Below are 22,109 nucleotides of genomic sequence, written 5' to 3'. Positions count from 1 at the left end.
CTCAGTGTTCCGTGAGAGCGACCTGATAGCCGCCGAACTTGCGCAGGTTGATCACACCGGTATCGAATATCAGGTACTGACCCTTGATACCCTGCAGGGTACCCGCCACCCGCGCCGTCTTGTCGAAATTGAACGAGGCCACCTTGGCCGGGTAAGCCAGCACGGGGTACTCGATCAGCGTTTCCTCTGCCTCCAGCGGAGCGATGGCCTGCAAGCCATGGGCGGCCTGCAACCCCGCGATGCCCGGTTCACAGGCGCTCATCAGGCGCTGGCGCTCGGACTCCAGAGCGGCGGGGGCCGCCGCTCCCTTGAGCATCGCCTGCCAGTTCGTCTTGTCCGCCACGTGCCCCTTGAACAGGGTTTCCACCAGGCCGGATTGAAACCGGCTGGCCACGCGAAAAATCGGCAAAGCCTGCGTCGCGCCCTGGTCCATCCAGCGTGTGGGTACCTGGCTGTGCCGCGTGATACCCACTTTCAGGCCGGAAGTGTTGGCCAGATAGACAATGTGGTCGATCATGCAATTGGCAAAGCCCCAATCCGGCTCGCGGCAGGTGCCCTGTTCGTAGTGGCATTTCTCCGGACTCATGATGCAGCTGTCACACTGCGCGAGGCGACGGAAGCACGGGTAACAATAGCCCTGGTTGAAGCTTTTGCTGGTGACCCGATCACAGTGAATGCAGTTGATTTGCCCGAGAAATTCCAGGGCGATGGACTGCCCCAGCAAAGCGTTCAGGGGCACCCGCGCCTCACCGAGAACCATGGTGTAGGTCACGGGTTGGTCCAGCTCCGTTGCCATTTTACGCAGAGCGCCGCGCGCCAGCTCCTGCCCCATACTTAACTCCCCTCCGGCGTGTCGCGCCAGCGCAGCGGTTCAGGGTCGTCGCAGACATCCCCCGCCTTGCTGCCTTTGTCGATGTAGCCAATACGTTGTTCAGGTGGCAAGTGCTGCTCACCCCAGGCGATAAGGGCTTGCATGGCATGGGCACGCTGCTCCGGCGTTACCGGACGGCCATCCGGCCAGCGTCCCAGCTCCACCGAACGGCGCATGCTCTGGTAAATCTCCGGTGAAAGCTGCTTGATAATGTCCTGATAATTCATGCGGTACCACGCGAGGCAAAACGGTAATTATAACCGTCCGGCCCCTGCACTGTCGCCGCCGCGTCGCGAGAGCAGGGCCAGCAGCGCACCGAGCAGCGCGCCGGAGAGCAAACCCGCGACATGCGCGGCATTGGCGATGGCACCAAAACCCAGCACCTCGACCACACCGGCAATACACAGCAGCAGCCAGCCCACCATCAGCAGCATGATCGGACGGCTGGGCTCGAAACCCCAGTCAGGCTGCAAACGGGCGCCCGCAAAACTGAAGCCGAGCAGGCCGTAAACAACACCCGACATACCGCCAAAAATGGACGGCCCGCCGAAAACAAACTGGCACCCATTGGAAACCAGCGCGATACACACGAACAGGCCCAACATGTGCACCGAGCCCAGCCTGCGCTCGATTCTCGCACCGAGTTCCCACAGCCAGAGGCTGTTGAAAACAATATGCAACCAGCCGAAGTGCAGGAATGCGGGGGTCAGCAGGCGCCAGTATTGGCCGCCCATCTCGCCAAATTGAAGCGTGTTCCCGTGGATCGTGAAGGGGGTAAAGGTAAACAGCGACAGCCGCTCGGCCGAGGCGCCCAGGTAGACGAGCAGAAAGCCCGCCACGCTCAATAACAGAAGCAGAATGGTGACCGGTGCCTGGTGCCAGGCGGCGGCAAGTTCCGGACGCGCGCTGCTGGGTGCCGGCGCTGCGCGTAATTGCAACTGGATATCGCCGTCGCGCCAGGCTTTGTAGAGTGTCTGCGCGACGTGCACCTGCGCCTCACCCGCCACCTCGACCACCTGGTCGCCCGCGGCTTCGTATATGCGGCAGCGAATACCCTGCTGTTGCAACAGTGCAGCAAAAGGACGCAGGTCCTCACCGGCTGCAGCGCGCAGCGCTACAATCCCTTCAGGCATCAATTCACCAGCGCCGTGTTCCAGCGCAGCTTATCGCGACAACTGGCGTAGAAACTGTGTCCCAATGGGTGCAGCAGGGTAAGTCGATGGGGCTTCTTGCTCACCAGCACCGAGTCTCCGGGCCGCGCCGTCATATTCACCTGCCCGTCGCAGGTCACAGGCGGGTGAATGCGGTTGCGCTGGAGGATATCCAGCCGAATTTCGCTGTTGCCGTCTACCACGATCGGGCGACTGCTGAGCGCGTGCGGGAACATTGGCACCAGTACCACCGCATCCAATGTCGGGTGCATGATGGGCCCCCCGCCGGAAAGTGAATAGGCGGTAGAGCCTGTGGGTGTAGAGATGATAAGCCCGTCGGCACGCTGCCGGTAAACGAATACGCCGTTGATGGACAGCTCGAACTCGATCATTTGCGCCGATGTACCGGAGTTCACCACCACATCGTTGAGTGCGTCGGCCCGGCCGACCGTCTTGCCCTCACGCACCACGCGGGCGTCGAGCAGAAAGCGGCTCTCCCGGGTATATTCGCCCGCCAGCACCGCCGGCACCTGCACGGCGATGTCGTCCGGGCTGATATCGGTCAGAAAACCCAATCTGCCCCGGTTGACCCCAAGCACAGGTGTTTCGTACTTCGCCAGCGTACGGGCGGCACTGAGCAGGCTGCCGTCGCCGCCCACCACGATCACCAGATCGCTGTCTTCGCCGATCTCATCCAGGCTGGCCCGGGGGATGGCGGTATCTTCCACCAACTCGGCCAGGCGTGACTCCAGCACAAGCTCCTTGCCCAGGCCCTGCAGCAGACGCACCAGCTCGTCCAGCACATCCGTGAGGCCCTCCTGCTGGCTGCGGCCCACCAGGCCTATCCTGTCGAATTTTGTGTGCATGGCTACCCCGCTCTGCCCCGCGCTATGCGAGCGACATTATAAACACAGATAGCCAGGACAGCGCCGCAGCGCAGGGCCCTTCCCGATACCATCAGGGTTGGACGAGTCCCACGTTGTTCTTCTCCAGCACTTGCTCGGCGCGATAGCTGGAGCGCACGAAGACGCCGGACACCACTTCCAGAAACCCTTTTGCCAGACCCCACTGCCGATACTTCTCAAAATCCTGGGGCGGCACGTAGCGGTCTATCGGGTAGTGGTTGACGGTGGGTTGCAGATATTGCCCGAAGGTCACAATGTCGACGTTGGCCGCACGCAAGTCATCGAGGGCCTCCTCGATCTCCGCTTCAGTCTCACCCAGGCCCAGCATCAGGCTGGTTTTGGTGAGCACATCGGGACGGTAGCGTTTGGCATGCGCCAACACCGCAAGCGTCTGCTCATAGCTGGCGCGAGGATCGCGCACGGGGTGCGTCAGGCGACGCACGGTTTCCACGTTCTGGGCAAACACCTCAATACCGGAATCCAGTACGGTTTCCACGTCGGCCAAAACACCCAGAAAATCCGGGGTCAGCGCCTCTACCGCGGTGTCGGGGTTTTCCGCCTTCACCGCCCGCACGCAGGCTGCGTAATGACCGGCGCCGCCATCGGCGAGATCGTCCCGATTCACGGACGTCAACACCACGTAACGCAGGCCCATCAGCTGCACGGAGCGCGCGGTATTGGCGGGCTCCTCCTGATCGATCCAGCCGCGCGGATTGCCCGTGTTCACTGCGCAAAAACGGCAGGCGCGGGTGCAGACATCACCCATCAACATGATGGTGGCCGTCCCGGCGCTCCAGCACTCGCTCATGTTCGGGCACTTGGCTTCTTCGCACACGGTCGCCAGACGATGCTCGTGCACGATGGACTTCACGCGGTCGTAGGTTGCGCCGCCGCGCACCCGAATGCGCAGCCAGTCAGGTTTGGCCAGCCTTGCGGCACCCTCCGCAGACGCCTTTATGCCATCCTTGATCGCCGTGATGCCCCGCTCATTGACGAACTTTCCGCCGCTGGGCACCGGCACCAGCGGTATCAGTTTATTATCTGCCATGTTGCTGTCCTGTCGCCCGGGCCCGCGTGCCCCGGCACTGCCTGAGAACGGGCAATTATAGCCGACTCTGAGGCCCTCCGCAGCGTTGCATGGCGGCAGGCCAAGAGCGGGCAGTAGCAGACGCACAGCGTGCGCCAAGGTACACTAGGCGATTGCTTTCATTCGAGGTCGACTATGGCAACGCTCACATTCTACGGCGCGGCACAGGAGGTCACGGGGTCCTGTCACCTGCTGGAATCCAAGGCCTGCGGGCGTGTTCTGCTCGATTGCGGGCTGCGCCAGGGCGGCGATGCCGTTGAGCGCATTCACAACGAGCGCTTCAGCTTCAAGCCCGACAGCATCGACGCCGTGGTCCTTTCACACGCCCACCTGGACCACTGCGGCATGCTGCCGCTATTGGTGCACCAGGGTTTCAAGGGGCCGATTCATTGCACCCGCGCCACCGCCGACCTGCTGCCGATCATGTTGCACGACGCCGTGGGGCTGTACCTGCGCGACCTTGAGCGCGACAACCTGCGCGCGGCGCGACGGGGCAGGAAAACCCGCGAGCCCGTGTATGACGAGGAGGATGTGGAGCGTGTGCTGAAGCAGCTGCAACCAAGCCGCTACCGCAAGCCCTTCACGCTCGGCCACCACTGTACGGTGACGCTGCACGATGCCGGGCACATTCTCGGCTCTGCCATCGTGGAAGTCGTACTCACCGAAAACGCCACTGAAAAACGGCTGGTGTTCTCGGGCGACCTCGGGCGCAGAGGCTCGGTATTGATGAACGACCCCGCTGCGCTGGACAAGGCCGACGTGGTCCTGATGGAAAGTACCTACGGCGACCGTGACCACCGCTATGAAGACGACTCCATGGACGAGCTGGCGGAGATCCTGCACGAGACCTGGAACAAGGGTGGCAGCGTGATGATCCCCTCCTTTGCGGTGGGCCGAACCCAGGAAATCATTTTCCACCTGGGTCGCCTGCACCACGCCGGGCAGCTCGACAACTGGGAGGTTTTCCTCGACAGCCCGATGGCCATAAAGGTCACACAGGTTTACGACCACTGGCTAGACATCATGGATGGGGAGGATATTCGTGAACTGTCCGAAGCCCACAAGGCTTCCCTCGCGGATTTCCTGCCCCGCCTGCAACTGACAGCGGATACCGAACAGTCCATGGCCATCAACCGCATCAAGGGGGGCGCCATCATCATCGCCGGCAGCGGCATGTGTACGGGCGGGCGGATTCGTCACCACTTCAAGCAACGCATCTGGGACGACCGCAACACCGTGATCTTCGCCGGTTTTCAGGCCCATGGCACGCTCGGCCGCCTGCTGGTCGATGGCATGCAGACCGTCAAGCTGTTTGGCGAGGAGTACGCGGTCAAGGCCCGCATCGAAACACTCGGTTGCTTCTCCGCGCATGCCGGCCAGAGCGAGCTGGTGCAATGGGCCAACAACTTTGATCCAGCCTCCCGGCTGGTTTTGGTGCACGGCGAGCCCACGGCGCAGGACGCCCTCGCATCCTTGTTGTGGCAGGAGCACCAGCGCCGCGCCGCCATTCCGGCCGAGGGCGACACCCTCGCGTTCTGAGTCTGTCGAACAGACTCTCCAGCGGGGCCCGCAGGTTCTACCCGGCGGGCCCCATGAGGTCAGGCGTTGCTGAACGACTCTGCGTAAAACTGCCCGTACCACTTGCGGAACCGGGCAATCGGGCCATCGCCGTCACACAGCACGGGCTGTGGCCGGAACATCTTGTTTTCCCAGATCGGCTTGTCCTCGTCCAGCTGCTTGCAGATGTCGCGGATAATGGCAGCGTTGACACCCCCGGTCTTGACCTCTCCGTCCACCAGAGGCTGGGTAAAGGCAAAGCGCACATGCACCGTCTCGTCGTCAATCGGCGTGACATTCCCCATGAGAAAGGTGCTGGCGATACCCTCAAAACGGGTAAAGCCCTGACCGGGGCCGATGTTCTTGGAGGTAATGCTGCCTTTGACCATCCCTCGCGGGGTTTGCATGTCGGCCTTCTGCACGCCCAGGGAGTAGTGCTGTTCGTAGGTCAGTTCGGTTTCCGGAAAGGTCGCTGTCTGGTGTACATAGCGAAAGTGCGCGGAATCGGCACCGTTTTCCGCCATTTCCTGACAGGCAGTCTTTATCGTCCACTCGAAGCGTTGCAATGGTGCCCAATCGGCACTGTTGGCCTCCTCGAACGACTCCACGTCCCACATCGGCGCGACACCTTCCGGATGATACCAGGCGTAAATCACCTGATTGTCCTCCACTACCGGGTAGGACTCCAGGCACTGCTTGCCCACCACTTTGGGCGGCATGTTTTTCGCGTAGGGCACGTCCGTGCAGTAGCCTGCCGCGTCGAACTTCCAGGCATGAAACGGGCACACAATGCTTTCGCCTTCGATACGACCACCCTGCCCACTGCTTTCATTGATACCGTAGCCAAGGTGGGCACCCAGGTGCGGGCAGTATGCATCCAGCAGCACAGGGCGGCCGGATTCCGTGCGAAAGAGCACCATTTCGCGACCAAAATACAGCACGGGACGCGACTGTCCTACAGCCAGCTCATCACTGTAGGACACGACAAACCAGCCAAAAGGCACTGGCATGGGGGGACGTGGTTTCGGCATTACAAACTCCTCGGCAACCGTTCGGGCCTGCCAGCCCGGCTCAAGACAACACTCAACCGCGAATAATAGACCCTTTTGCACGCCGGCTTAAACCGCACGGTGCAAGTGCTTATACCGATGCACTCCGGGCCCCGGCAAAGCGTGCAATCGTCACCTCCTGCCCTCTGCGGCGCTTGCAGCCGCTTGCCGCCACCGTCCACCCGAGATAGTCTCCCCCGTCACCCCATCACCAGCAGGCAGGCCGCGCATGCCCGACATTCGCCCAGGAAACGTGTTCGACTTCGGTAGCGCCCTCCGATGACACGGCGCTCGCTGCAGTCTATCGCCCGCGCCGCAGTCGTACCCGACGGTGGAACATCCCTTGCGTTGGATGACATCGCTGGCGTGGCGGCAATCACGGGCATCGGTGAAACCGCGGTCTCCGGCCCCTCCGGTCGCGAGCCACGGCAGATGGCACTGGAGGCGATCGCTGCCGCCATTGCCGATGCCGGATTACAGCCTGCGGACGTTGATGGTCTTATGGTGTCTGGCCACATCGCAGACCAGATCACCCCTGACGATTTTCGCGGCTATTTTGGGACCCAACGCCCGCTGTGGTTCAGCACCGATGGCGGCGCCATGATCTGGGCGGGCACCTGTGGGCACACGGCAGCAACCGCTATGCTTGCCGGCAAGGCCACCCATATCGTCAACGTGTTTGCGGTCGACTGGGCCAGTCGCCGCGCAGCAGGCACGGGAACACCAGGCGACTGGCATGCCGGAGAGGCATTGAAAGCACACCTGGAAGTCCCTATGGGCTGGTATCCCCAGCCCGTGTACTTTGCGACCTTCGCCCGACGCTACATGCATGAGTACGGGCTCACCGAGGAACAGCTCGCGACGATTCCACTGACCTTTCGCCGCCATGCCAACGGGCACCCGGGTGCCGTGATGGGGGACCGCAAGCTGACGCTGGAGGACTACCTGAACAGAGCGCCGCTGGCCGGCCCGCTGCGACGGGAAGATTGCTGCCTGATTTCCGACGGTGCCGCGGCCTGGGTGATGAGCCCAACCGAGCGTGCGCGCGACATGCCGCAGGTGCCGGCCATTATCGATGGCGTCGGACATGGGCGTATCGCCGGGGCACCCTATATCAGCCAGCAGCGCGACATGACCGCGACGCCCCAGGTGTTTGCCGCGCCCTGGGCCTACGCCATGGCGAATACGGGCCCCTCGGAAATCGATGTGATTGCGGTTTATGATTGTTTTTCCAGCACAGCACTGATGCAGATAGAGGACCTGGGCTTTTGCCGCAAGGGCGACGGGGGTAGTTTCATACAGGACAACCGCTTGCACCACACCCGGCCTCGGCAGAAAGGCGGCATACCCTGTAACACCCACGGCGGACTGCTGTCCCACAGCTATCTGCTCGGCGCATCGCATGTCGTAGAGCTGGTCAAGCAGTTGCGCGGCAGCGCTGCCAACCCGGTTGCCGACGCGCGCCGCGCGGTGTACGCCGGCTTCACCGCCGACGAATCTTCCACTCTGATATTGAGCCGGGGGCGATGATGAACGCACCGCAGCTTGACCATCCCTTGACCGGCCCGTTCTGGAAGGCTGCTGCACGGCAGGAGCTGCAGATAACCTGGTGCGGGGCCTGTAATAACGCCGTGTGGTACCCGCGCGCCAACTGCCCCGACTGCGGCCACTCACTGCACTGGCGCGCATTGAGTGGCGAAGGCCTACTGGCGAGCTGGTGCGAGGTGGCGGCGGGGCTCAACCCGAACTTCCCCAGCGCCTACACCTGCGCCCTGGTGAGCCCGGTGGAGGCACCGCACATCCGTATCGTGATGCAACTGGCAAACTGCTCTGCAGAGAAGGCACTGCATTGCGACATGCCAGGGAGGGTGCGCTTCATATCGCTGCAGCAGGCGGCTGGTGAACCCTACCTTGCACCCGCGTTCGAGCCATACCATGATGACGGCACCGTATGCGACAAACAGCTCGCCCCCGGTTGAAGCAGCGCTGCAGGCGAGAGCGAGAATTACTACCCACTACCGAGCACAAGGAGAACAGTCATGTCAGAAGCGTGGATCATCGATACTTGCCGGACCCCCCGGGGTATCGGCAAGAAAGGGAAAGGGGCGCTGGCCGACCAGCACCCGCAACACCTCGCAGCCACGGTGCTGCGTGCAATCGCCGAGCGTAATCAACTCGATACGGCACAGGTCGACGACATTATATTCGGCACCAGCAGCCAGCGCGGTCAGCAAGGCTCGGACCTCGCGCGCATGGCGGCACTCGACGCGGGCTATGATGTGCGTTCCTCGGGGGTAACCCTGGATCGTTTCTGCGGCTCCGGTATCACCTCCGTCAGTATGGCAGCGGCGTCGATCATGTCTGGCATGGAAGACCTCGTCATCGGTGGCGGCTGTGAAATGATGTCGACGTTCGGCAGCGACCCCAGCCAGTCACCGTTTATCGACAGCGACAACCTGCGCTTGCGCGAGAAACACCCGCAGCCACACCAGGGCGTGTGCGCCGACGCCATCGCGACGCTGGAGGGCATCGACCGCCACGCGGTGGACCGCCTGGCCGCGCTCTCACAACAGCGCGCCGCGCACGCTATCGCCAATGGGCACTTCGAGCGCAGCCTGATTCCGGTGTACCGGCTCGACGGCAGCCTGGCACTGGATCATGAAGAGTTCCCGCGCCCGAGCACAACGCTGGAAACGCTGGCGGAGCTCAAGCCGTCCTTTGCGGCCCTGGCCGACTACCCACTGGACGAAGGTGGCACCACCTTCCGCAAGCTCGTCAATCAGGTGTACCCGGACCTGCAGATCAACCATGTGCACCATGCCGGCAACTCATCCGGCGTTGTGGACGGCGCCGCCGCGATTCTTCTGGCATCACCGGGCTACGCGAAAGCGCACGGCATGAAGCCCAGGGCGCGCGTGGTGGCCATGGCAAACATGGGGGACTCCCCCACGCTGATGCTCAATGCGCCCGTACCCGCGGCACGCAAGGTATTGGCGAAGGCCGGCATGCAGTTATCGGATATCGACCTGTTCGAGATCAACGAGGCGTTTGCTGTGGTCGCCGAGAAGTTCATTCGTGACCTGAAGCTCGACCGGGACAAAGTGAACGTGAACGGCGGCGCAATGGCTTTGGGCCATCCCATCGGCGCCACGGGTTCTATTCTGATAGGCACGCTGCTGGACGAGCTGGAGCGTCAGGACAAGCAGTTTGGCCTGGTGACAATGTGCGCTGCAGGCGGTATGGCACCGGCGATCATCATCGAACGCATTTGATGCCAGGCTGAAAACAAAAAAAGCCACCCTAGGGTGGCTTTTTCCGTAATTGGCGGAGCGGACGGGGCTCGAACCCGCGACCCCCGGCGTGACAGGCCGGTATTCTGACCAACTGAACTACCGCTCCAGAAAGTCCTCGGTAATGGTGGGTGGTGACGGGATCGAACCGCCGACCCTCTGCTTGTAAGGCAGATGCTCTCCCAGCTGAGCTAACCACCCCCTGACCGAGAACGCGCATTATAGAGATAAAAAAAAGGCTGTCAAACGTTCCGGAATAAAAAGTCGCGGATTTTTTTCAACGCTGAAAAAACCCGTGTTTGGTAGTACTATTTCGCGTTTACCCGATCCGGTGGCCGCGTCAGTGGACAAGACCGGTCACTCGCCACGCAACAGAACAAACGGGCACTGCGACCATGGAGATCTTCAAGGAGTTTCACTTCGAGGCCGCGCACCGGCTACCCAACGTACCGGCTGGGCACAAGTGTGCCCGCCTGCACGGCCATTCATTCCAGGTGCGCCTTGTCGTCTCGGGCGAGGCCTGTGAGCCCAGCGGCTGGGTAATGGATTTTGGCGATATCAAGGCTGCGTTCAAGCCGGTGCTCGACCGCCTGGACCACTATTACCTCAACGACATCCCCGGCCTGGAAAATCCAACCAGCGAGAACATTGCGCGCTGGATATGGAACGAGTTGAAGCCACAACTACCCAGCCTGTCGCAGATCGAGATTCGCGAGACCTGCACATCGGGTTGTATCTACCGCGGCAGCCAGGATGTCACCAAACCGTTACGAGCCGGTAACATGTAAGAATTCGAGTGGCTTTTGTCTGGAGGCTATCGGTAAAGGGTTCTGCCGCGGGTTTGCGGGGTGTTACCCAAAGCGACCTTGGCGGGCTGTTTCCAATGGTCCTGCCAGGTTACGTTCGGTAGCACAAAAGAAAAGGTTATGCACATCGACACCGCGAGACACAGTCCCCTCTCGCTTAGCGATCAAACCCGATGCATGGCATTAGGAGTCAAACTTAACTCACTGTATTTAAACAGTTTTTGCTATTTGTTTGTTTTTTAACCAATCTGTAACACCCCCCCCGACTACTGGCTTTGGGACGGCGCTAAACAAATTGTTCACCGACTTATCCACAGAATCTGTGGAAAAAAGATGAGAGATACAGGATGTTACCCTACCCCCTACCGGAGCTCGGATGAGCCTCATAACCTGGTTAACGCTCACCGGCATCTGCCTGCTCGGCGCGATGGCACCGGGCCCCAGCCTGGCCGTGGTTCTGCGCAGTACCGTGCGCAATGGGCGGGCTGGCGGGCTGGCGACCGCCATTGCCCATGGTATGGCCGTGGGCTGCTACGCGCTGTTGACGGTGGGCGGCCTGGCCCTGGCACTGCGGGAGTCACCTGCGCTATTCACCGCCCTGCAGTTGGGGGGAGCCGCCTGGCTCCTGCACCTGGGACTCAGGGGCCTGCGTGAAGCAGCACCAGGGGTGACAACCACGCTGGACGACACGCTCCCGCCCGGGCCGCTGGCGCGCGACGCGGCTGAGGGCTTTCTGATTGCATTCCTCAACCCGAAGATTGCACTGTTCATGCTCGCCCTGTTCAGCCAGTTCCTGCCGGCGACTGCGAACCTGGGAACACATACGCTGATGGTCGCAACAATCGTGTGTACAGATGCCGGCTGGTACAGCCTCGTGGCAATGTTGCTCAGCCGACCGCGCTGGTTGCAAGGCCTGCGCAGCAGGGCCTGGCTGATTGATCGGCTGCTCAGTACAACCCTCGCCCTCCTCGGCGCTGGCATGTTACTGCACACGGCCTGGCAGCTTGTCGCCCTTTAATGCAGCGTGGTTTCGGGCTCGCGCACAATGACCGCCTGCAGGCGCTGCCCGAGCATGATGACGTATCCTTCGTGACGCTCTACCCCGTCGAAGCTGTAGTCAAACCGGTATTGGCGCCAGACGCGCCAGCGCCGCTGCTCGTCCCGGCTCAGGGAGATTCTGTTCAAGTGGACGTTCTGATCCAGCAGCTGAAAGTCATCCCGCTTGCCCGCGCGAGCAACCGCGGCAACCGCAAGCTCACGTACACGAATGGACGCCAGAAACCAGCCGCAGAGCAACCCGAGCAGCATCAATGCAACCACATCGCCCAAAGTAAAGACCATGGTCAGCGGTGCCTGCGGCGGAGGCCGCTACGCGGCGACTCAGCCATCGAGAAAGGCCACCACCTGCTGGTTGAAACGCGCTGGCTGCTCGGCGTGCAACCAGTGGCCACACCCGGCGAGCGTCACGATGTCCGCCTGCGGGAACAGCGCCTCAATCTGCGGGCGGTAGTCGTCATGCACGTAGTCGGATAGTTCACCGCGAATAAAGCGTGTGCGACCGTCAAAGGGTGCAACCGGTTCGGGGGCGGCGAGCAGTGCATCGTATTGCGCCTGCAATACGGGATGATTGAAACGCCAGCGATAGATGCCGGCGGCATCGCGCTGCAAGCTGAGCAGCAGGAACTGTATAACGTTCTCTTCCTTGAGGTACTGCGCCATCACCTCCGCGGCTTCGCTGCGACTTCCGCAGCCGGCCTCGGCCACTGCGGTAACAGCAGCAAATACCGCCTGATGAGACGGTGGATAAGCAACCGGGGCGATATCGGCGACGACGAGAGCGTCGACACGATAAGGGGTGTCCAGGGCCAACTGCATTGCCACCTTGCCCCCCAGCGAATGCCCAACGAAGTGCGCGGTTTCCAGATGCCTGTGCTCCATCCAGCGCTGCACAGCCTGCGCCATAGCGGGCAACGACATGCGGGTGGTCCAGCCCGAGCGCCCGTGATTGGGCAAATCAAGACTGTGTACCCGATAGTGATCCTGAAGGGCCCGGGAAACGCCCCCGAGGTTACTGCCCATGCCGAACAACCCGTGCAAAAGCACCACATCGGGGCCCTCGCCTGCCACCGAGTCGAATACTTCAGCTGCCATTGTCGCTGTCTCTCCCTCGAGATTTTGCTAACATGCCCGCACTATAAACGAAGTGGAGACAGTATGCGTTATTTCCGGAGCGTGAGCCGCGTGAGCACACTGCTGCTACTGGTGCTTGGCCTTGCCGCCTGCAGCGGCACCACCTACAACCCCACGGTATTCCCCTATGAACTGGATCAGGAGCGCCTCGACCAGTCGACGGTGAAAACCGTCGTCATTGCCCACGTCAATCTGGGGCCACCCTCGCGCAGCTATCTGGAAAAAGAAGCGCCGCGAATTGATGGCATGGTGGCGACCTATCTCAAGAAAAATGGCTACAAAGTACTGCCCCAACGCGAGTTCACGCAGCACTGGAACACGGCGGTACGGGCCTTTGGTGACCCTGTGGACCCGACCACCGGGCGTATGAACATGAATACCTTCGTGCAGATCATGCAAAGCGTTCGCGACCAGTTGCGCGAGGACACCAACGTGGACGCAGTTATTTTCACCGACTTGCTGGAATCCGAAGTGCCGTTTTCGTCCGGCCTGAATCGGGTTGCGCGCTGGCACGGAGTCACGCGGAAGCCTTCGCTGCAGGGGCCCGGCAGCGGCGTGTCCACCGATTTCGACTGGAGTCAGGGAGCCGCTGTGGCCTCACTGCAGATCAGCATCTACGATATGGAGCTCAAGCGCTTGTTTGCCAGCGTGGGCGGCCTCGACGTTACCGATGCGATTGATGCACGCTCTTCCGGCGGACGCTTTGTCCGCCGGCGCAACATTCTGGAAAGTGACGCATTCGTCAACGAGGGCATCGCCCTCGCCCTGCATCCGTTTGTGGCAATGGAAGACTGGCCCGGCAACCCCTGACGGCATTGGGCAGCGCTTCAGTCCTCGAAAGACGCCTGCTGTTTGCTCGCCTGGGCCTGAACGCCGGCGGTCAGGTCCACCTCGCTGAGCATGCCGGCGTTCCAGGTGGCGATGTAGTTCAGCCCGTCGCGCACGCTGTGATCGCGCGCGTAGAGGATCATTTCCTTGGTGCCGCGAACTGCAAGCGGTGCCTTGCGGGCGATGCCGCGGGCGATCGTGGTCACCTCGCGCAGCAGGGTTTCCCGATCCGGAAAAACGCGGTTCACGAAGCCGATGTCCCGGGCTTCTTCCGCATCCATATTCCGGCCTGTGTAGGCCAACTCGCGCACGATACCGTCCGCCACCAACTTCGGCATGCGCTGTAATGTGCCGACATCCGCGGTCATACCGATGTCGATTTCACGAATCGCGAACCAGGCGTCTTCCGTGGCATAACGCATGTCGCAGCAGCAGACCAGATCCACCCCGCCACCGATACAGGTGTTGTGAATAGCCGCCAGCACCGGCTTGCGACACTGTTCAATCGCGCTCAGGTTGTCCTGCATGCGCAGTACATTGCGCCGAAACGCTTCTGCCCGGCGAGCCGGGTCATCGGATTCGCCACCGAGACCACTGAACATGGCGAGATCCAGCCCCGAGCAAAAGTGTTTACCGTTGCCGGCCAGCACCACGGCCCGCACGCCCGGCTCTGCATCGAGCCACTCGAAACACGCCTGCAACTCGGGCCACATCACCGCGTTCATCGAGTTGGCCTTGTCGGGACGATTCAGGGCAACGGTAGCCACCTGCTCTTCCACGCTCAGGGTCAGTGTTTCAAACTCCGGGATCGCCATGGGCACTTCGCTCCTGTTCAAAGTATGCGCCGGTTTCACCAGCGATTGACAAAATCAGCCGTATTCAGGGTGGGTAAGGTCTTCGGGTTGCCATCCCGTGTACCGAGATACAGAAATGACACGACCTCTTCACCCGGCTCCAGGCCCAGAGCCGCACCGACAAAGGGATCAAACGCGGCATTGCCGGTACGCCATATACCGGCGTAGCCCAGGGCCTCTGCCGCCAGCAGGATGGCATGTGCGGCACACCCCGCGGACAGCCGCTGTTCGGAGTGCGGCACCTTCGGATGTTCTTGCAGGCGCGCTACCACCACCAGCAGCAAGGGTGCACGCAACGGGGCGCCACGGGCTTTCTCCCGGGCTGAGATGTGAGCCGCCGGGTCGCGCTGCAGCAGGCAGCGCTCGAGCACTTCGCCGAAGTCCTCGCGACGTTCGCCTTCAATAACGATGAAACGCCAGGGTCGCAGCCAGGCGTGGTCTGGCGCGCGCAGGCCTGCCTGGAGAATCTGCTCCAGTTCCTCCGCACTGGGCGCAGGGGCCTGAAGACGGGGAGCAGAGTTTCGGGTTTGGAGATGGTGTAGCACATCGTTCATGGGACAACTCGGGGCAGCTCGTTTTGCAGGCGCACATCATAGCAGCAATCAGGGAGCCGCTGACAAAAGTGCGGCGCTGCAGCGGGGTGGTGCTTTTTCTCCTGTCTGGCGTTACTATAATCGGCCAGATGTGTCTGGTGTAAACTTGGACCCGGTGGCGAGCCAAAATCGGTAATAATTTGGTTGTTAGCCGCTCTGGAAAGCACGACACTTCAGCAAACATAACTACAGCGCAGCGCACGCACGGGGAAATGCGCGCAAAGAGTGAAAGACCTGTATTTTTATAATTAAAAGGAGTACCACCATGAAACGCGACAGCGTACCTCACCGCATGAAAAAAACCCCACTCGCCATCGGCGTGTCAGCACTTCTGGGCACCGTGATGGCGGCTTCCTTTTCCACCGCGGCCCAGGCACAGCAAGAAGCCCGGCGCAGCACCTCGGCGCTGCTGGAGGAAGTGGTTGTCACCGCGCGCAAGCGTGAAGAAGGTTCACAGGACGTACCGCTGTCGATCTCCGCACTCGGTGCAGACCAGCTCGAGGCATTGAAAATTCGTGACCTCACCAACCTCTCGGTGCGGCTGCCCAACGTGGCGCTGGATGACGTGGGCACGGCGCGTGGTACGGCAAACTTTTCCATCCGCGGCCTGGGGGTGAACAGCTCCATTCCCGGCATCGACCCCACCGTGGGCGTTGTGGTCGATGGGGTGTACATCGGACTCAACAACGGCATCCTGTTTGACACCTTTGACCTGGAAAGCGTTGAAGTACTGCGCGGACCGCAGGGCACCCTGTTCGGGCGCAACGTCACCGGTGGCGCCGTGTTGCTGAACAGCAAAAAGCCGGGCGATGAATTCGAGTTCAGCGCGCGTGCGGCCATTGACCAGGGGCCCGAGGGCGGCCCCAGCCGCTATGCCATGGCCAGCGTGGGCGGCCCGATCAACGACATCGTTGCGGCACGCCTGACGGCTTACCACAACGACGATGACGGCTTCGTGGAAAACCAGTTCGATGGCGAAGACATCGGCGTGATCCGCCAGACCATGGTCCGCCCGGTGGTGGTGCTGACGCCCACCGATGAACTCGAACTCATCCTGCGCTATGAATATGGCAAAGTGACCGGTGACGGACCTGTCGGCCAAAGCCACACCAACGGCTCGGGCGTACCGGGCACTCCCTTCAATGCCGACCGCGAAAGCTTCGATGTCTCTATCGATGAACCCGGTTCGCAGGACAACGAGACCAACGCCCTCACCATCGAACTGAACTACGATGTGGCGTTCGGTGAAGGCACCATCACCAACATCTACGGTGTGCGCGACTACCAGAGCAAAGGTGTCGGCGACATCGACGCCCAACCGGTGTGGCTGTTCCACGCACCCTCCTGGCTCGATTATCGCCAGGTGAGCAACGAACTGCGCTATAACGGCCTGTTCGCGGACCGCTATAACGTCACCACCGGCGTGTTCTACTTCGACAGCGAAATCAATTATCACGAGCGCCGGGAACTGGCTGGCATTGCCACCGGGGGCGTCGCCCCCGCCGCACAGTTCGACGGCGGCGGCAACCTGTTGACGGAAACCTGGGCCGTATTCGCCTCTGTGGACATCGACCTGAACGAGAAGATGGTATTGAGCCTGGGTGGACGCTACTCCGAGGAAGACAAGGAAGCGGAAATCGCCTCGCTCAGCCAGAACATCAACAGCCCCTGCAACATCGTGACCATGAATGACTGTGACTTCGACTTCGTCGACGATGACAGCTGGAGCAGCTTCTCACCCAAAATTGGTTTGACCTACACACTGTCGGACGACGCCTTTGTCTATGCCAACTACAGCCAGGGCACCCGCTCCGGTGGCTACAACATGCGCAACACGTCCTTCAACCCCGCTGACACTCCCGGACCCTTCGACCAGGAGACGGTGGACAGCATCGAGCTGGGCTACAAGTCCTCCTTCGGTGGCCGCGGCATTCTCAACGCCGCCGTGTTCTACAACCAGATCGACGATATGCAGCGTGAAATCAACCTCCCCGGCCCCATCGGTGTCATTCAGCTGGTGCGCAACACCGCTGAGGCCACAATCATGGGGCTTGAGGTGGATGCCACCTGGGGCCTGACCGACAATCTGGTTGCGATTGCCTCCATCGGGGTACTGGACGCCAGCTACGACAAGGTGCTGGTTGACCTCAACGGAGATGGCGTTATTGACGGCGCAGACAAGGATCTCGATCTGCCGCGTGCAGCGGACCTGACCTACACTGTCGGTTTGAACCACGATCTGGAGCTGGGCGGCTGGGGCTATATGGGCTCGCGCATCAGCTACTCCTACCGCGATGAGTCAGCGTACACCGATAACAACCTGGGCTTCATCAATGAGCAGAATCGGGTCGACGCCGGCCTTGATTTCTACAGCAACGACGGCCACTGGGTGTTCTCGGTATACGGTCGCAACCTGCTGGACGAAGTCCTGAACGGCAACGACACGCAGCTGCCCAACGATATCTCCGGTATCCCGCTGGGGGGCACTTTTGCGCCTCTGTCGAAAGGACGCCGTATCGGCCTGGAGGTCACCTACAACCTGTAGCCCGTCGGTACTCGCTAAAAGGCGGCCTCAGGGCCGCCTTTTTTATGCGCGTGACAGTGAGACCCCGCTGTTTCGTCAGCGGCACATATCACTGTAGGGATTGGCCAGGTCCAGGTCGATTTCGTACTCGCCCACACGCATGGACTGCACGGCATGCTGCACATCTGCATCGCCGAGCACACCGTAGTCAAAGCGATAGGTGGGCGCAACACGTCCGGCAATGGCGTCATCGTCATACGCACGCTGCTTTGCCAGCACCGCCTCGTTGCGCTGCGCCCAGTCCTGCCAGGCACGACTGCCATGCCGTGCTTGCAACATTTTTGCCGTTGCCGTCGGGCTGAGCAGTGTGGCGGATGCGTTGTTGCCGCCAAACCCCTTGGAGTTGACGATGGCATAACCCTGGGCGGACGGATCGATCGCCTGGTGCTGCAAGGCAAAGTTCAGGTTGTCGCGGCAGACATCGTCGGCAAGCCCGTTTATGGTGGTGATGCCGGGTATGACGCCCTCCGCCCATATACCGAGGGTTGCATTGACCTGATCCCCTGACGCGGAACCCAGGGAATGGCCCAGATAACACTTGAGTGCCGCTACCGGCCAGGCGGAAATACCGAACGCTCTCGCGGTTTCTGACAGTATTCTCGACTCGCTGGTGCGGTTCTGCGGTGTACCCGTGCCGTGTGCTTGTACCAGCCCGCCATTGCGCAGCATGCGTTCACCGAGCATCGCACGCGCAGCGGCCGTCGCCTTGGCCATGGTGATGTAGTTGCCCACACCCGGCCCCGAAATGGACTTTTTATAGCCATCGGCATTCACGAAAACATCCGTGGCTGCGCCGAATACAGTCGCGCCCAGCTCAAGCGCCAGGGCATCGTCAAACAACACAACCATTTGCGCCGACTCGGCAATGGTGAAGCCGCAGTTCTCGGCGAACGGGCGACAGGCGCGCCGATGGTCCGCGGTGGCCACGCCATCCAGGTCACGCAGGCCTTTATCCGTGGCAAGGGCGCCCATCGCCGCATAGCCATCCATGACTTCCGGATTGACGGGCGCCTCTGCCGAACCAATAAAGGCCACGCGCGCCCGGCCGCTGCGGATATCTTCAATACCCTGACGCAGGTTGTAAAGGAAAGAGGCGCACGCGCCGAGGCTGGCACCGGTTGCACCCAGGCTGCCGAGTACGTAGGCATTCACGAAATCCGCCGGCATTTCCGCCAGCGACAGGGGGCAGAACTTCGAGGTCACACGCTGTCCGTTGTGGCGTGCACGCAACATGCCGCCCGCGCCAGCCGCATCCAGCTGCCCCATGGCGCTGCCCGCGTAGACACTCACCTGGTCCGCGGGTACCCGCCGCTGAATTTGTTCCCAGGGAATCCCCAGGCTTTGCAGGGCATCGGATGCGGCGTAGATCATCATTTGCAGGCCGCGCGGATGATTGCGCGAGGCGTAGAGCGTCCCGGGGTCAAACCCCGTGGGCAGCTGCCCCGCAGCCTTGACCTCAAAATCCCGCACCGTGGGCAACAGCACATCCAGCCCCCCCGCAATACTGACCTCCACATCCTCGGTACTCAACGGTTTCACTTCCCATCCGGTGGGGATCACGGCGGGCAAGTGTTGACGGCGCAGCCGCATCACAAGAGGACCCTCACCGGCACGGGCCGGGAGACGCTGGTTCCAGCTGACCGCGTCAGGGTTAAAATGCTGCGGCTCTACCCGCCGAATCAGCGTGTGCGCCAGCAGATAGTCCTCCTGCCCACGCACCTGCTCGACACCCATCAGGCGGGCGAGGGCCGCGAGCGTGCGCGCTTGAGTCGACGTCGGCAATGCATCATGCACCAGCCGTCGATAGGCATGGTGTGACGATGCCCGCCCGGCACCATTAATGCCACCGAACCCTACTATCACCGGCAACCGCGCCTGCCCCATTCTTCACTCCTCGTTGTTTGTCCATCAGTACGCGGTGGAGTGTAGGCGGCGAATGCCTCTGCATATTATGTTTTTTACGCCATAAAACATGGTATTTTGGCCATAAAGCCTTGATGCTGCTGCCCATGTATACCGTTGCTGCCCTGATTTACCCCGATGCGCTGGCCACCAGCGTGACACTGCCCATGGAAATTCTCTCCGCCGCCGCGCAAACCGCCCGCAGCCAGAGACGCACGGCGCCGGGGGTGCGATTCCTGCTGGCGGCGGAAACCGCGGGGGCGGTCACTCTGGATAACGGGCTGACGCTGGAATGCCCTGTGTCGCAGTGGGAACTGCCCGCGCTGGACCTGCTCATACTGCCCGCAATCTGGCGCACACCCTTGCCTACCGTGCGCCGCTGCGCGGCCTGGCTGCCGCAGCTGCAGGCGATAGCCGCCGCCGGAACACGTATCTGCAGTGTGGGGACGGCCAGCAGTTTGCTGGCTGAGGCAGGCTTGCTCGACGGGCGACCAGCCACCACGCACTGGAACTACTTTGAGCGCTTTGTCCGTCGCTATCCACAGGTACACCTGAAAACTCGCCATCTGATCACCCAGAGTGACAATATCTACTGTGTCGGCAGCGTGAACTCGATCGCTGACCTGTGCGTGCACCTTGCGGAGGATTGGTACGGCAGCGGCATCGCCCGGGCCGTTGAGCACCAGTTTTCCCCGGAAATACGCCAGCCCTTCCAGAGCGCGGCCTGGCAGGACACACCGCAGCGCCGTCACCACGACGAAATCGTGCTGCTGGCCCAGCAATGGTTACAGGACCACATGCACTCCGCGCTATCGCTGCAGGACATGGCACCCGCACTGGGAGTCAGTGCGCGGACACTGCATCGACGCTTCCGCCAGGCCACCGGAATGCCTCCACAGGCTTATCTGAACGCGCTGCGCTTGAATACAGCTCGCGAGCTCTTGCACCGCAGCAATCTCACTATCGCCGAAATTGCCTGGCAGATCGGACTCCAGGACGCCAGCTACTTCTCGCAACTGTTCCGGCGCAGCAACGGTGTCACACCCGGGCAATACCGCGAGGCTGTGCGGGGCAAACTGTTTGATCCGCCCGGGAAGCCTGCGCCTGGGCCGCCTTGAGTCCAGACCACGAGTATGGCCTAATACGCTCCCGCTTTAACACGCGCCCGCAACCACACGGGCATGTCCACCGCCGTAACCAGCAGTCGGGAATGTCATCATGAGCAAAGAGTCAGTTGTCATCGTCAACGGTGCACGCACGCCAATGGGTGGTTTGCAGGGCAGCCTCGCTGCACTGACCGCCGCACAACTCGGCAGCGCCGCCATCGCCGCGGCACTTGAGCGCAGTGGCGTCGAGGCATCCGCAATCGACGAAATTTTCATGGGTTGCGTACTGCCCGGTGGCCTGAAGCAGGGTCCCGCCCGGCAGGCCGCACGCGGCGCCGGCATCCCCGATGCAGCCGGTGCAGTAACGCTGAACAAACTCTGTGGCAGTGGCATGCAGGCCACAATATTCGGCTTCGACAGCATTGCCGCCGGCACTAACCAGGCCGTGGCCTGCGGCGGCATGGAAAGCATGAGCAACGCCCCGCACCTTATCCCGGGCGCCCGCGGTGGTGTGCGCACAGGGCACGCCAAACTGCTGGATCACATGTTCGTGGATGGGCTGGAAGACGCCGACACAGGCCGTGCCATGGGCAGTTTCGCCCAGGAAACAGCGAACCAGCGGGGCCTCACGCGCGAGCAGATGGACGCGTTTGCTGTCGAATCCCTCACCCGCGCCAAACGCGCCATTGAGGATGGATCACTGCAGGCAGAAACCGCGCCTGTTACCGTCTCCAGCCGCAAGGGCGACACCGTGGTAAGCGACGACGAGCAGCCACACAAGGCAGCGCTGGACAAAATTCCCAACCTGCGCCCGGCCTTTGCCGCCGATGGCACCATCACCGCCGCCAACAGCAGCTCGATTTCCGACGGCGCCAGCGCCCTGGTGCTCATGAACGCGAGTACGGCAGAGGCTCAGGGCTTGAAGCCCATGGCCCGCATCGTGGCGCATGCCCGCCACAGCCAGCATCCTTCGGAATTCACCATTGCTCCTATCGGTGCCATGGAAAAGCTGCTGGCTAAAACGGGCTGGAGCATCGGCGATATTGACCTGTTTGAAATCAACGAAGCCTTCGCGATGGTCACTATGCTCGCCATTACTGACCTCGGCCTGGACCACAGCAAGGTAAACATCCACGGCGGCGCCTGCGCACAGGGTCACCCCATTGGCTCAACAGGCTCACGCATCATTGTCAGCCTGATGTACGCGCTGCAGAAACTGGGCAAACAGCGCGGGGTTGCCGCGCTGTGCATCGGCGGCGGCGAAGCCACCGCTGTCGCCATTGAAATGATCTGATACCGATACGGTGGGTCCTGCCCACCGCATCACGAGGCAACG

The 22,109-nt window shown here is 61.6% G+C and carries 21 protein-coding genes and 2 tRNA genes; 10 read left to right on the top strand and 13 right to left on the bottom strand.

The genetic code is table 11. The features are described from left to right. Position 1 precedes the first annotated feature (1 nt). The 5 genes from EGJ68_RS09515 to lipA all read right to left on the bottom strand — a co-directional run bounded on the left by EGJ68_RS09515 (position 2) and on the right by lipA (position 3,975). Positions 2–832: a DUF2797 domain-containing protein gene (locus EGJ68_RS09515; protein ID WP_123034319.1), complete on the bottom strand. Its 831-nt coding sequence runs from the start codon at positions 830–832 to the stop codon at positions 2–4. Between the two features lie 2 nt (positions 833–834). Beyond that, entirely contained in the window at positions 835–1,098 is a 264-nt protein-coding gene (locus EGJ68_RS09510; protein WP_027949525.1) for a YeaC family protein, read from the bottom strand. Positions 1,099–1,125: 27 nt separating this feature from the next. After that, positions 1,126–2,004 carry a rhomboid family intramembrane serine protease gene (locus tag EGJ68_RS09505; RefSeq protein ID WP_123034318.1) on the bottom strand — a complete coding sequence of 293 codons (879 nt, stop codon included), beginning with the start codon at positions 2,002–2,004 and terminating at the stop codon, positions 1,126–1,128. Continuing rightward, a complete protein-coding gene (locus EGJ68_RS09500) occupies positions 2,004–2,888 on the bottom strand; it encodes an NAD(+) kinase (RefSeq protein WP_123034317.1) in 885 nt (294 codons plus the stop codon). Before EGJ68_RS09500 ends, EGJ68_RS09505 begins: the two co-directional genes overlap by 1 nt. A gap of 91 nt (positions 2,889–2,979) precedes the next feature. Continuing rightward, the gene (lipA, locus tag EGJ68_RS09495) at positions 2,980–3,975 is read right to left on the bottom strand and encodes a lipoyl synthase (RefSeq protein WP_123034316.1); all 996 of its coding nucleotides are present in this window, start codon (positions 3,973–3,975) and stop codon (positions 2,980–2,982) included. 174 nt (positions 3,976–4,149) lie between these two features. On the opposite strand from lipA, the gene EGJ68_RS09490 reads away from it, so the two are divergent. Beyond that, the gene (locus tag EGJ68_RS09490) at positions 4,150–5,553 is read left to right on the top strand and encodes an MBL fold metallo-hydrolase RNA specificity domain-containing protein (RefSeq protein WP_123034315.1); all 1,404 of its coding nucleotides are present in this window, start codon (positions 4,150–4,152) and stop codon (positions 5,551–5,553) included. Between the two features lie 59 nt (positions 5,554–5,612). Here the strand turns inward: EGJ68_RS09490 and EGJ68_RS09485 are convergent, their stop codons facing one another. Further along, positions 5,613–6,602 (bottom strand): aromatic ring-hydroxylating oxygenase subunit alpha, encoded by a 990-nt coding sequence (locus tag EGJ68_RS09485; RefSeq protein WP_123034314.1) that lies wholly within the window; start codon positions 6,600–6,602, stop codon positions 5,613–5,615. A gap of 297 nt (positions 6,603–6,899) precedes the next feature. Here EGJ68_RS09485 and EGJ68_RS09480 point away from each other — a divergent pair, with 297 nt between their 5' ends. The 3 genes from EGJ68_RS09480 to EGJ68_RS09470 are packed head-to-tail and all read left to right on the top strand — an operon-like array spanning position 6,900 to position 9,892. After that, positions 6,900–8,150, top strand: a complete 1,251-nt coding sequence (locus EGJ68_RS09480) for a thiolase C-terminal domain-containing protein (RefSeq protein WP_123034313.1) — start codon at positions 6,900–6,902, stop codon at positions 8,148–8,150. Then, positions 8,150–8,599 (top strand): Zn-ribbon domain-containing OB-fold protein, encoded by a 450-nt coding sequence (locus EGJ68_RS09475; protein WP_158283593.1) that lies wholly within the window; start codon positions 8,150–8,152, stop codon positions 8,597–8,599. Before EGJ68_RS09480 ends, EGJ68_RS09475 begins: the two co-directional genes overlap by 1 nt. A 60-nt stretch (positions 8,600–8,659) precedes the next feature. Beyond that, entirely contained in the window at positions 8,660–9,892 is a 1,233-nt protein-coding gene (locus EGJ68_RS09470) for an acetyl-CoA C-acetyltransferase (protein WP_123034311.1), read from the top strand. Positions 9,893–9,942: 50 nt separating this feature from the next. Here the strand turns inward: EGJ68_RS09470 and EGJ68_RS09465 are convergent. Both EGJ68_RS09465 and EGJ68_RS09460 read right to left on the bottom strand, forming a co-directional pair. Further along, positions 9,943–10,019, bottom strand: a tRNA-Asp gene (locus EGJ68_RS09465). A gap of 16 nt (positions 10,020–10,035) precedes the next feature. Then, positions 10,036–10,111: transfer RNA gene (locus tag EGJ68_RS09460), tRNA-Val, on the bottom strand. Between the two features lie 194 nt (positions 10,112–10,305). On the opposite strand from EGJ68_RS09460, the gene queD reads away from it, so the two are divergent. Together queD and EGJ68_RS09450 are read left to right on the top strand one after the other, a co-directional pair. Continuing rightward, complete coding sequence (gene queD, locus EGJ68_RS09455; RefSeq protein WP_123034310.1) at positions 10,306–10,698, top strand: 6-carboxytetrahydropterin synthase QueD; 393 nt, start codon at positions 10,306–10,308, stop codon at positions 10,696–10,698. Positions 10,699–11,092: 394 nt separating this feature from the next. Then, a complete protein-coding gene (locus EGJ68_RS09450; protein WP_123034309.1) occupies positions 11,093–11,734 on the top strand; it encodes a LysE family translocator in 642 nt (213 codons plus the stop codon). Here EGJ68_RS09450 and EGJ68_RS09445 read toward each other — a convergent pair. Together EGJ68_RS09445 and EGJ68_RS09440 are read right to left on the bottom strand one after the other, a co-directional pair. Then, the gene (locus tag EGJ68_RS09445) at positions 11,731–12,057 is read right to left on the bottom strand and encodes a DUF3301 domain-containing protein (protein ID WP_027949136.1); all 327 of its coding nucleotides are present in this window, start codon (positions 12,055–12,057) and stop codon (positions 11,731–11,733) included. The genes EGJ68_RS09450 and EGJ68_RS09445 overlap by 4 nt on opposite strands. A gap of 39 nt (positions 12,058–12,096) precedes the next feature. Then, complete coding sequence (locus EGJ68_RS09440) at positions 12,097–12,867, bottom strand: alpha/beta fold hydrolase (RefSeq protein ID WP_027949137.1); 771 nt, start codon at positions 12,865–12,867, stop codon at positions 12,097–12,099. A 90-nt stretch (positions 12,868–12,957) separates the two neighbouring features. Between EGJ68_RS09440 and EGJ68_RS09435 the strand changes: the two genes are divergently transcribed. Continuing rightward, a complete protein-coding gene (locus EGJ68_RS09435) occupies positions 12,958–13,716 on the top strand; it encodes a hypothetical protein (protein ID WP_233248753.1) in 759 nt (252 codons plus the stop codon). A gap of 17 nt (positions 13,717–13,733) precedes the next feature. Here EGJ68_RS09435 and EGJ68_RS09430 read toward each other — a convergent pair whose 3' ends face one another. Both EGJ68_RS09430 and EGJ68_RS09425 read right to left on the bottom strand, forming a co-directional pair. Continuing rightward, entirely contained in the window at positions 13,734–14,549 is an 816-nt protein-coding gene (locus EGJ68_RS09430) for a crotonase/enoyl-CoA hydratase family protein (RefSeq protein ID WP_199228000.1), read from the bottom strand. 35 nt (positions 14,550–14,584) lie between these two features. Beyond that, positions 14,585–15,142: a nitroreductase family protein gene (locus EGJ68_RS09425; RefSeq protein WP_123034307.1), complete on the bottom strand. Its 558-nt coding sequence runs from the start codon at positions 15,140–15,142 to the stop codon at positions 14,585–14,587. Between the two features lie 304 nt (positions 15,143–15,446). Between EGJ68_RS09425 and EGJ68_RS09420 the strand changes: the two genes are divergently transcribed. Continuing rightward, complete coding sequence (locus tag EGJ68_RS09420) at positions 15,447–17,726, top strand: TonB-dependent receptor (RefSeq protein WP_123034306.1); 2,280 nt, start codon at positions 15,447–15,449, stop codon at positions 17,724–17,726. Between the two features lie 75 nt (positions 17,727–17,801). On the opposite strand, the gene EGJ68_RS09415 is transcribed toward EGJ68_RS09420, so the two are convergent. Then, positions 17,802–19,649 carry a beta-ketoacyl synthase gene (locus tag EGJ68_RS09415; protein WP_123034305.1) on the bottom strand — a complete coding sequence of 616 codons (1,848 nt, stop codon included), beginning with the start codon at positions 19,647–19,649 and terminating at the stop codon, positions 17,802–17,804. Positions 19,650–19,774: 125 nt separating this feature from the next. Here EGJ68_RS09415 and EGJ68_RS09410 point away from each other — a divergent pair, with 125 nt between their 5' ends. Both EGJ68_RS09410 and EGJ68_RS09405 read left to right on the top strand, forming a co-directional pair. Further along, entirely contained in the window at positions 19,775–20,785 is a 1,011-nt protein-coding gene (locus tag EGJ68_RS09410; protein WP_123034844.1) for a GlxA family transcriptional regulator, read from the top strand. 100 nt (positions 20,786–20,885) lie between these two features. Further along, a complete protein-coding gene (locus tag EGJ68_RS09405) occupies positions 20,886–22,067 on the top strand; it encodes an acetyl-CoA C-acyltransferase (protein ID WP_123034304.1) in 1,182 nt (393 codons plus the stop codon). The last annotated feature ends 42 nt before the right edge of the window (positions 22,068–22,109 follow it).

Source organism: Haliea alexandrii (assembly GCF_003719295.1).
Lineage (GTDB): Bacteria > Pseudomonadota > Gammaproteobacteria > Pseudomonadales > Halieaceae > Haliea > Haliea alexandrii.
The sequence above is the reverse complement of the archived record's forward strand: the minus strand, read 5'-3'. Positions and strand labels throughout refer to the sequence as shown.

Excerpts from the sequence above, each read along its gene's own strand:
- EGJ68_RS09410 (WP_123034844.1), top strand. The coding sequence starts at position 19,775 with ATGTATACCGTTGCTGCCCTGATTTACCCCGATGCGCTGGCCACCAGC.
- EGJ68_RS09500 (WP_123034317.1), bottom strand. The coding sequence starts at position 2,888 with ATGCACACAAAATTCGACAGGATAGGCCTGGTGGGCCGCAGCCAGCAG.
- EGJ68_RS09450 (WP_123034309.1), top strand. The coding sequence starts at position 11,093 with ATGAGCCTCATAACCTGGTTAACGCTCACCGGCATCTGCCTGCTCGGC.
- EGJ68_RS09415 (WP_123034305.1), bottom strand. The coding sequence starts at position 19,649 with ATGGGGCAGGCGCGGTTGCCGGTGATAGTAGGGTTCGGTGGCATTAAT.
- lipA (WP_123034316.1), bottom strand. The coding sequence starts at position 3,975 with ATGGCAGATAATAAACTGATACCGCTGGTGCCGGTGCCCAGCGGCGGA.
- EGJ68_RS09515 (WP_123034319.1), bottom strand. The coding sequence starts at position 832 with ATGGGGCAGGAGCTGGCGCGCGGCGCTCTGCGTAAAATGGCAACGGAG.
- queD (WP_123034310.1), top strand. The coding sequence starts at position 10,306 with ATGGAGATCTTCAAGGAGTTTCACTTCGAGGCCGCGCACCGGCTACCC.
- EGJ68_RS09430 (WP_199228000.1), bottom strand. The coding sequence starts at position 14,549 with ATGGCGATCCCGGAGTTTGAAACACTGACCCTGAGCGTGGAAGAGCAG.
- EGJ68_RS09445 (WP_027949136.1), bottom strand. The coding sequence starts at position 12,057 with ATGGTCTTTACTTTGGGCGATGTGGTTGCATTGATGCTGCTCGGGTTG.
- EGJ68_RS09470 (WP_123034311.1), top strand. The coding sequence starts at position 8,660 with ATGTCAGAAGCGTGGATCATCGATACTTGCCGGACCCCCCGGGGTATC.
- EGJ68_RS09425 (WP_123034307.1), bottom strand. The coding sequence starts at position 15,142 with ATGAACGATGTGCTACACCATCTCCAAACCCGAAACTCTGCTCCCCGT.
- EGJ68_RS09485 (WP_123034314.1), bottom strand. The coding sequence starts at position 6,602 with ATGCCGAAACCACGTCCCCCCATGCCAGTGCCTTTTGGCTGGTTTGTC.
- EGJ68_RS09440 (WP_027949137.1), bottom strand. The coding sequence starts at position 12,867 with ATGGCAGCTGAAGTATTCGACTCGGTGGCAGGCGAGGGCCCCGATGTG.
- EGJ68_RS09505 (WP_123034318.1), bottom strand. The coding sequence starts at position 2,004 with ATGCCTGAAGGGATTGTAGCGCTGCGCGCTGCAGCCGGTGAGGACCTG.
- EGJ68_RS09420 (WP_123034306.1), top strand. The coding sequence starts at position 15,447 with ATGAAACGCGACAGCGTACCTCACCGCATGAAAAAAACCCCACTCGCC.
- EGJ68_RS09480 (WP_123034313.1), top strand. The coding sequence starts at position 6,900 with ATGACACGGCGCTCGCTGCAGTCTATCGCCCGCGCCGCAGTCGTACCC.
- EGJ68_RS09405 (WP_123034304.1), top strand. The coding sequence starts at position 20,886 with ATGAGCAAAGAGTCAGTTGTCATCGTCAACGGTGCACGCACGCCAATG.
- EGJ68_RS09490 (WP_123034315.1), top strand. The coding sequence starts at position 4,150 with ATGGCAACGCTCACATTCTACGGCGCGGCACAGGAGGTCACGGGGTCC.
- EGJ68_RS09475 (WP_158283593.1), top strand. The coding sequence starts at position 8,150 with ATGAACGCACCGCAGCTTGACCATCCCTTGACCGGCCCGTTCTGGAAG.
- EGJ68_RS09510 (WP_027949525.1), bottom strand. The coding sequence starts at position 1,098 with ATGAATTATCAGGACATTATCAAGCAGCTTTCACCGGAGATTTACCAG.